Source organism: Atribacterota bacterium (assembly GCA_028717805.1).
In the GTDB taxonomy this organism is placed as follows: Bacteria; Atribacterota; Phoenicimicrobiia; order Phoenicimicrobiales; family Stramentimicrobiaceae; genus Stramentimicrobium.
Genome location: JAQUNC010000070.1, coordinates 1 through 6,032, shown reverse-complemented (window position 1 = coordinate 6,032; position 6,032 = coordinate 1). Strand labels below are relative to the sequence as shown.

Here is a 6,032-nt window from a genome sequence, read left to right as displayed (position 1 = left end):
TAAAAAATTCTAAGGAATTTCAGCAATATCTTTTATATGAAGCAGGGGTTGCCGTGTTGGCTAGAACCTGCTTTGGCAGAAAGAACCAGGAAGAAAACCAGGAATATATTAGACTTTCTTATGCTACATCCAGAGAGAATATTTTAGAAGGCGTTAGGAGAATCAAGAAAGCAGTTGAAAGATAGATATAAAAGAATTATCTATTTAGATCAATTTGCACTTAGCTATATGGTAAGGGCACTACATCCTGAGATGAAGGTAACAGGGAATAATAATACTGATGCTTTCTGGATTGAGTTGTATCAAAGGTTAGATAGGTTGGTTAAAATGCAAATTATTATCTGTCCTTGTTATTTTATTTAAATAATAAAGAAAAATTCTTGATTTATTTAGAAAGACTGGAAGAGGAGTTTCCTTCTGAATACCATGAGAAAGTAATGAAATAGATGGGGAAGAATGGATCAATACTTCTACTCAGCTTTACCAAGAGAAAAATCAATAAGGTTTAAACAGAATTGAGATTCATTGCCAACCCTTATCAAATAGAACACAGAAGAGCAATCCCTTTTCCAAATCAATTTCCAGCCTCTCCCCAATAATAACATTACTGAGACTGTAGTCGGTAACCTTCAAGTTTTTTTTAGGGAATTGATATTGAACCCCCTTCATAGTGAGATTTTTTATAGTACTTAAGGGGAAGAGAGAAAATCTTCTGCCTTTGAGATGAAGTAAGGTAGTTTTTCTATTGATGGGAAAAATAAGGGAATTAGAAGTGATAATGTTCATCCGGATTCCTGGCTTATAATTGCGGAAGAGGTTGATAATGGCGGCATAACTATGATCAAAATAATTACCCGTTATTGCCAAAAGTACAATTTCTTTAGGATTCATACTAATAGCCTTCTTAATACATAACTCCAAATCGCTGAAATCTTTTTTACTGGGAAATTTCTCAATTGGGGTATTGGGGTAGTGTTGTAATAAATTAGATGATGCACTATCCAGATCACCAATAATAAGGTCTGGATTTATATTAAACTCATGGAGCAAGGATAATCCATTATCAGCAGCAATTATAAAATCAGCTGATTGGCAAAAAGATATTATTTTCTCCTTTTGCCAGTCTTCTCCATTGCCTACTATTACAATTCTTTGTGGAGATTCGACCATAATAACATCCCAAAGTTTTTTCTAAATCATCATAATATAAATAATCTATTTTTTCAAATAAGAATATACTATTATCTATTTTTTTATCATTACAAATACCTATATATATTCTTATAATGAAATATATTAAAATAATTTATGATTTAATCTAGTGGGAATTTACCATCTTTGAGTCAATCTCAATTTTGCTATAAAATTAAGTAACTGCCAATACCTGCTTATTATTGACTCCTTCTTTAATTAGTTCTACTTCAGATAAGAGAGGATCATCTTTTTGTGAGATTCGATCCTCTTTGGTTATCTTCATATACCTTCTACCAATCTGTCATTCCTCATCAATCTCCGGAAATTTCAGGGAGACATTTTGTTTTAATGATTCAGATAGCCTTGTTAACTTTCCTCAAAAGTAATGTCAAGACCCAGAATTTTACGGTGTCTATTAAGAAATCTCTATCCTGATTTAATTAATCTTGCAAAATTGTCTTTCTTGACTTACTATTTAGTTGGGTTATCCTGAATTATCCTCCTTAATGGTTTTAGTGTCTTTTAATTATTATGGAGGCTCTTGATAGCTTATTTCAGGTTATTATTTTAAATTACTATTCTACTTTTATAGAAAAAATAGCACATGTTCAGTGGTTATTAAATAAATAATAGATTGTAGTATTGTAAAAGAAAAGTTAAGGATAAAATCAGTTAAAGAAAGTTATCAAAAAAGGAGGATTTTTATGATATTTAAATTTAGAATTCTCATTGAAATTAGTTCCATACTTTTATTTATGATTTTAATAAAAAGAAGTGTTTTTTGTTGTACCAATATGAATATGGGGAAAAATGCCTCAGCTGATGGTTCCGTTATGAATATGGGCTCCCAAGAAGGGGAATTTAATCCAAACATTATAATCATTACTGGAAAAAAGTTTGAACAAGGATCAATAGCACCGGTTTATTTAAATAGATTTCAGGATGGTGCACCGCATTCTGTTCCGGTCATAAAAGTTGGTGAAATACCTCAAGTAGAAAGAACATATACCTATTTCCAATCTTGTTTTTCTTTCATGAACGAACACCAGGTTTTTATAAGCGATGAACTATTAGTGGGTAAACCTGAGTTGGAAAATCCGAATGGAATTATGGATTCAGACCAACTTATGGTGTTTGCTTTGCAAAGAGCAAAAACAGCTAGAGAAGCTATCATGGTTGCCGGTAAACTTGCTGAAAAATATGGATATAGTTCAAATTACGGAGGACCAGAGGCTTGGTCGGTAGGTGATCCAAATGAAGTATGGTGGTTTGAAATCTTTGGCGGTGGAGCGGATTGGACCCCAGATTCTGGTAGACCAGGAGCAGTATGGGTAGCTCAAAGAGTCCCGGATGATCATGTATCTTTTAATTGTAATCGTAGCAGGATAGGTAAAATTAACCTTAACGATTATGATTATTTCATGGGTTCCTCAAATATATATACTCTAGCTGAAGAAATGGGTTGGTGGGATCCTCACTCCGGAGAGCCGTTTATTTGGTATGAAGTATATGCTGATGGGAAAGCATTATTTGTAAGTAATCCAGATCCTGAAATTGAACTTCGCGAATGGCGTCTTGTCAGCTTAGTAGCACCATCTATGGAACCTGATCCAAATCAAAAAAGATGGCCTTTTTCAATTAAACCTGATAAGAAGCTATCAGTACAAGATATAATGGCTATTCAGAAAGATGTTTACAAGGGTACTGTATTTGATTTAACAGAAGGTCCGCTGGCTGGTCATTGGGGAAGCCCTGATCGTTTTAGCATGTCATCAGTTCATCGTGCTATTTCACACTGGTCAACGACATATCATTTGATTGTACAAACAAGAAACTGGTTACCTGATCCAATAGGTGGTTTAATGTGGTTTGGTTGGGATAAAGCAGCAACAAGTGTTCAAATGCCAATATACTGTGGTATAACTGAATTACCAGATAGATTCAATAATCAGTCACGAGAAATATTCCATAGAGACAGTGCTTATTGGGCTTTTAACTTTGTAAGCAATTGGGCAAACCTGAATTATGAATACATGATTAGGGATATAACCGAAGCCCGAGAGTATTTGATGTACGATATGTTTACTTTACAACCTGCTATCGAAGCTACTGCCTTGGAATTATATGAAAAAGATCCATCCCTAGCTATTCGTTTTCTTACAAACTATTCAGTTAATACAGCCAACAAGGTAGTGGATTACTGGTGGGATTTAAGCAATAGACTTATTGCAAAATATGTTGATGGTGCTGCAGTTGGAGAACCCTCCCCAAAATATTCTGATAGTTGGCAAAAGGCTGACAAAGAATTTCAAGAAGGGAAAAAATAAACAATCATTTTAATGAAAAGTTTATAAAAAAGATATTTTAAAGAATAAAATACAATAATTAAAAATTAAGCTAACTTAAACAAATAGGGAGAGTGAATAAGTTAAATTATTTACCATACTAAAGCTAATAAATCATTTACTAAAAATTATTTAAATAAATTTATAAATTGTCCATCTTTATAAATGGAGGCGATATAGTGTGTGCATAAACAAGTATGATCTTGGGAGTTATGGTTGTATTTTTTATTTTATCATTACAATGATAAAAAATGTCTTCTAAATTACTAATGATCATTAGTACTTTTACGGATACTTTGGTTACAGGATTCGGTATACCAATAAGGCATATCGTTGAGGGGACTTTTGCCTATTTAGGCATTATTTTACTATTACTGCAGCAACTATCTTTATGAATATACTCCAAGATAGTAAGATAATATACTATATAGTCAAGAGTATAGTAGAAATTTTGTATAAATAGATATTAATTCTCTGGTTTTGTCATATTAGTTTTATTATTGCCCGGAGCCCTTATCGGCTTAGACAGCGTATAAGTTCTTATTTCTGTTGGTATTGCAACAATGGTTTTGCAATCAATGGGCATTCCTACAGTAAATGTTACAGCAATTGTGTTTATTGGTGTGGATTTAAGCGTAGTAACCTCAACGGTAAATGTATACACAATGATTATTTCTAGTGGCGTAAATATGCCCTATATCGGATTCTTTATACTACCTATCTTGTTTTAGCATTTTTCACTGTTATCTTTCTGTTGTGAAAAGGGAAACCTCTTAAAATGGATACCCTACTAGAAAATTACCCCCACTATCGGAACAAATGAACGGATTTAAGTTTACTTTCCTTTCGTTGTCCTAATAGTTCTGATAGTAGCCACCAGGTTTTTGCTATGAGCTTTCCCAATTTTAGGGATACCTATGATTTTTATTACAGTTTTATAGTGCCTCTTGTAATAGCCTGGACAAGTGGACAAAAAGTAAATACTATTCTAATCACAAAACAAACTGTTAAGTAGTTTTTTTACTACAGATACTGGTAATCCACAAGAAGGATACTCTATGTGATACCACATTAAAACTGAATGGGGAGCAGGTGGTTAGATTTAGTGATTGATTAATAATCCTCAACATCAATAGCCTAATCCTGAAGTTAATGCTATTTAAATAGTTTTTTTAATTGTACAATACTTTATAAAACTATCTTACTTTATAAGAACAACAAAAATATTTTTAAAAAATTGTTTAAAATTATTGACATGATTATACATTATATATAATATATAAAATATAATATCAAAGATTGATAGGTTAAAAATGATGATTATTAAAAATATGAATCTATCTGACCAATTATATGAAGATATAAAAGATAGAGTTCTAAGAGATGATCTAAAATTAGGTGCAAAAATTAGTGTTGATGAAATAGCAAAATACTATGATGTTAGCCATACTCCAGTGCGTGAAGCGTTAAATAAATTATCAATGGATGGAATAGTGATTAGCGCACCAAATAAAGTACATAAAATTTTTAATTTTTCAAAAAAAGAATTGCTTGAGGTGATGGAGATAAGAAAAATTTGTGAGTGTTATTCCATTGATAAAGCAATAGAAAATATTAAACAAGAAAAGTTTGAAATAATATTAAAGCAAGTTTTAGAATTAAAGAATTTAAGAGGAAAAGATGTTTCTCATAATTTTTATAATACTGATTTAGAACTTCATAAAACTATCATTGAAGGTTCAAAAAATTCTAAATTAATAGAATTCTATAATCAGGTTTATTTTATAATTGAAACCGTGATATATAGGATAGATTCTCAAGAAAAAGATATTAATGAATTTATTCTAGAGCATATTAATATACTATCATCAATAATAAAAAAAGATAGTAATCTAACAAAAAAATTGTTAGAAAAACACTTAGAGCATTCTACAAGATATTACATAGATAATTTTATGTAGATAAATAAGCTATTTTTCATTTTAGTGTTAAACAGAGAATAAACAAGATTAAGAAGTATATTAGAATTTTATCTGGGTAAAAAAATTAGAGAATTTCTTGCTTAAGTTTATTTAGACTTTTGCGCATAATTTTTTTAATATCCTATTTTATATATTAAGACTATACAGGATAAATATTTTCCATTATTGTTTTTTCAGTTTAAATAATTAATGAAGACCAATTTTTACCTATTTAAAGAAAAAAAAGGGAGGAACCCAAATGAAAAACATTCTGGTAATCGGTGCTACTGGGCAGATTGGTTCTGAGCTGACATTGGCTTTGCGGGATAGATACGGTTCAGCCAATGTAGTTGCAGGAGGCCATATCAAAAAACCATCCTCTGATAAATTAAAAGACTCAGGTCCTTTTGAAACAGCAGATTGTCTTGATACCAAAGCACTCACTGCCCTTCTCCAGAAATACCACATTGATACCATTTACCACCTACCAGCCTTACTTTCTGCCACTTCCGAACAGAATCCCAAATTAGCC

7 protein-coding genes are annotated in these 6,032 nt (G+C 31.5%); 6 read left to right on the top strand and 1 reads right to left on the bottom strand.

What is annotated here, in order from left to right:
- Together PHD84_10320 and PHD84_10315 are read left to right on the top strand one after the other, a co-directional pair.
- Positions 1-185: pyridoxal phosphate-dependent aminotransferase (locus PHD84_10320; protein ID MDD5638189.1), on the top strand; the 185-nt coding region annotated here is incomplete at its 5' end.
- Positions 175-363, top strand: coding sequence for a hypothetical protein (locus PHD84_10315; GenBank protein MDD5638188.1), 189 nt, complete (start codon positions 175-177; stop codon positions 361-363). The genes PHD84_10320 and PHD84_10315, both read left to right, overlap by 11 nt.
- A gap of 159 nt (positions 364-522) precedes the next feature.
- On the opposite strand, the gene PHD84_10310 is transcribed toward PHD84_10315, so the two are convergent.
- Positions 523-1,170, bottom strand: coding sequence for a thiamine diphosphokinase (locus PHD84_10310; protein ID MDD5638187.1), 648 nt, complete (start codon positions 1,168-1,170; stop codon positions 523-525).
- A gap of 728 nt (positions 1,171-1,898) precedes the next feature.
- On the opposite strand from PHD84_10310, the gene PHD84_10305 reads away from it, so the two are divergent.
- From PHD84_10305 to PHD84_10290, 4 genes are all read left to right on the top strand, one after another.
- Complete coding sequence (locus PHD84_10305; GenBank protein ID MDD5638186.1) at positions 1,899-3,521, top strand: C69 family dipeptidase; 1,623 nt, start codon at positions 1,899-1,901, stop codon at positions 3,519-3,521.
- Between the two features lie 581 nt (positions 3,522-4,102).
- Positions 4,103-4,270: a hypothetical protein gene (locus PHD84_10300; protein MDD5638185.1), complete on the top strand. Its 168-nt coding sequence runs from the start codon at positions 4,103-4,105 to the stop codon at positions 4,268-4,270.
- Between the two features lie 585 nt (positions 4,271-4,855).
- Entirely contained in the window at positions 4,856-5,500 is a 645-nt protein-coding gene (locus PHD84_10295) for a GntR family transcriptional regulator (protein ID MDD5638184.1), read from the top strand.
- 259 nt (positions 5,501-5,759) lie between these two features.
- Positions 5,760-6,032: NAD-dependent epimerase/dehydratase family protein (locus tag PHD84_10290; protein ID MDD5638183.1), on the top strand; the 273-nt coding region annotated here is incomplete at its 3' end.

Coding starts and splice junctions, on each gene's coding strand:
- PHD84_10310 (MDD5638187.1), bottom strand. CDS start 1,170: ATGGTCGAATCTCCACAAAGAATTGTAATAGTAGGCAATGGAGAAGAC.
- PHD84_10305 (MDD5638186.1), top strand. CDS start 1,899: ATGATATTTAAATTTAGAATTCTCATTGAAATTAGTTCCATACTTTTA.
- PHD84_10300 (MDD5638185.1), top strand. CDS start 4,103: ATGGTTTTGCAATCAATGGGCATTCCTACAGTAAATGTTACAGCAATT.
- PHD84_10295 (MDD5638184.1), top strand. CDS start 4,856: ATGATTATTAAAAATATGAATCTATCTGACCAATTATATGAAGATATA.